Origin of the sequence: Staphylococcus sp. MB377 (assembly GCF_001922505.1) — a bacterium.
In the GTDB taxonomy this organism is placed as follows: Bacteria; Bacillota; Bacilli; order Staphylococcales; family Staphylococcaceae; genus Staphylococcus; species Staphylococcus haemolyticus.
Window position 1 is genome coordinate 1 of the sequence record NZ_MAON01000035.1, and the last position, 2,743, is coordinate 2,743.

Annotated in this window: 2 protein-coding genes and 1 pseudogene; 2 read left to right on the forward strand and 1 reads right to left on the reverse strand. The window is 37.2% G+C overall.

Annotation, left to right across the window (positions count from 1 at the left end; genetic code table 11):
- Positions 1-37: 37 nt before the first annotated feature.
- Both BB045_RS08480 and BB045_RS08485 read left to right on the forward strand, forming a co-directional pair.
- Positions 38-592, forward strand: a pseudogene (locus BB045_RS08480) (Holliday junction resolvase RecU); the annotation flags it as partial.
- 138 nt (positions 593-730) lie between these two features.
- The gene (locus BB045_RS08485) at positions 731-1,117 is read left to right on the forward strand and encodes an ArpU family phage packaging/lysis transcriptional regulator (protein ID WP_075140671.1); all 387 of its coding nucleotides are present in this window, start codon (positions 731-733) and stop codon (positions 1,115-1,117) included.
- 60 nt (positions 1,118-1,177) lie between these two features.
- Here the strand turns inward: BB045_RS08485 and BB045_RS08490 are convergent, their stop codons facing one another.
- Positions 1,178-1,516: a hypothetical protein gene (locus BB045_RS08490; protein ID WP_000218072.1), complete on the reverse strand. Its 339-nt coding sequence runs from the start codon at positions 1,514-1,516 to the stop codon at positions 1,178-1,180.
- Positions 1,517-2,743: the final 1,227 nt, after the last annotated feature.

Below are 2,743 nucleotides of genomic sequence, written 5' to 3' on the forward strand. Positions count from 1 at the left end.
GGAAGTTGGTAACAGGATCAGATGTAGAACTGGATGAGTGGCGCTTATTAACAAGCGTCCAACTCCTGTGAAGGTGTTAAAGAGCAAAGGTAGCCGTGTACTAAATGGATTCTATGAAGCAAAGAGCACAGTAGACTATGACGGTGTATATAAGGGACGAGCTGTAGCATTTGAAGCGAAGTCTACAGAGAAAGATACACGTTTTGATTTAAAGAACATTGCACAGCATCAATTGGATTACCTGGAGAAAGCGGAGAAGATGGGAGCGATATGCTTCTTCCTTATAGAATTCAGTAAGGATAAGTCAGTATTCGCAGTGCCACTATCAGTCATTCAATCTTATGTAAGGATGTCTCATCAACCGAAGGGCCAGAAGTCTATACCAAGAGCAGACTTTGATATTTATGGGTATTTAGTAGAACAGACAGAACGAGCGCCGATTGATTACTTGCAATATGTTGACGAAGTAGTAGCACCAGTCATGTTTGATGGAATGATTCAATTTGATCAGGACTATCAAAAGGTAGCGAATAATATTGAAGCAACAAAAGAGAAGATGGCCAACAAGAAATGTAAATTATTAAGGGTTTAATGGATAACGGAACCTTGCAAGGTGGATGGTGGGGACTATTCGCTATGCATGTTTCCCTTATTCAACAAAGAGATAGTAAAATTTCACGTACCTGATGTAATGTTAAAAAGACAAATTCAGAAATAGGGGGATTCCTTCATGGAGAGACAATTAACTTTATTGCCAGTTATCGATAGAGAGACAGAGAAACAAGTTCAGAAAGAAGTAGTGAAAATTCTAAAGGAATACCGCGCATTGAAAACTCGTTTTGAGAATGAAGTGGAGTTAAAACACGAAGGAATCAGTTTGTTCCCGGAGATTAGAGACACGAGATATATTAGCAATATCAAGTTCAAGCAGATCGATAAGGCTTTAGAGTACGTTTTAGACTATGACGAGGCAGAAATCATCAAGAAGAAATACTTAAATGCAGATAAGCCGAAAGACAGCTTTATTTACACTGAATTATCGATGAAGAAAGATCACTTCTATTATAAGAAGAAAAATGCGATTCGATTGATCGCTACATCTTTAGGGATGATTTAATAATACAAAAAAAGCCAAATTAACAGTTTTTAATTAACTATCCATTTGGCTTTTTATGTTTTATTTTTTAGGCATCCATGTATGTCCGCAATTCATGCAACCATTAACAATATTTTTTCTACCAACAAATCCACTGAATAAAATTATCGGTGGTCCTAGAAGTACAATAAGAAGACCAACAATTGCAGAAAGTCCAACAACTCCATCCATAGAATTTTCAGGAACTATAACATATAAAAAATTAGAAACTATTCCAATAGTTATAAGTGTACCTAACAGAAGAAACAGAATAAAAAACGCCCTTTTGAAATTATAACCACGCTTATTACCGACTATTTGATCTGATTTGCATTTCCTACAAACCACGCGCTTTGTTACTTTTTCTTGTTGTACCGTCATGTCTAACCATCCTTGCTTTTTATAAAATTATAATAGCTTAATTATATGATATTATTACCTGAACTGGATACAAATATTATCAAAAAAAGAAAAAATATAATGAATTGGAATGTTTATGTTTTTAAAAACTTCGACAAAATACCGACAAAATTGGGGACTAAATAGGGGGAATTTTGATAATGAAATCAACGATATTCTTAATGTACAAGCCCTTTGACAAACGCATATCGAAGAGGATTAGTACACCTATAAGTGAAACGTTCTTATGCGAGAATGTCACGGTAACGTATACCGCATGGTAGGGCGGGCAAGGCGGTAAGAACCCGCGTTAAGACGAAAAGACCAATGAATGTATTACAATGACATATTCCAGTGTGGCGGGTGTGAGATAATTCGCATTCGTCATGCTGTTTCTATTGTATTTATCAATCAGCTCGGAATGCGTCCTCTGGGTTGATAATAAATATAAGTCTATTTCCCTCTAATATGTCGGTTCTTGAAAATGGAATGGGGGTGGTTGCTCATGATTGAGTGACACTTGCATTCTAGAAAGCTAAAAAGTATACGTATCTCGTACATTAGTAATTACCCATGATTCTTATTAATGACCAAAACGAGGGCAAAGAGTTCCACTCTTTGTTTGAGCCAATACAGCGGAAACATTCCCCTTCCGTCCCTCTAGTGTATTGGTTCAAACAAGGCGTCGGAAGAAACATATACGTCTTGGATATAAATATTTTATAATTTGGCATTGGTCAGCTAAGGCCCTGCGACAGCCGATGTATTGACCAGCTTTATGGAGCATAAACGAGAGAGTCCCTAGCTCTCTTTGAACCGATGACAGCTCTTACGCATGGAGCGCCTACTGAACGTCGTCGGTTGAAAGAGGTTATGGAAGCTCTTGTGTTTCTTCCAGTCACCGAACGTAAAGCGCGTAGCTAATAAGGGCTAAAAAATTACATGATGCGGTGGCTTGGAGAAGGTTGAGGGTATCAGCCTTGATCTAAGAAAAACTTTTGCCATTTGTTTTCTTTCTTTTCTCCCATCCCCTTGAAAGCTGTCACTTCGGTGATGGCTTTTTGTTTTGTAGGATATTCTTTTTTTCTGTCGAATAGATAGAGTGGGAAGGGGGGGATACTATTTTAGAAAATTTAATTGTAAACGGTGAGAAATTAGAAAGTGAAGTGCAAGAAGGAATGGCTTATAAGTTCTTTGATAGTGTTAATT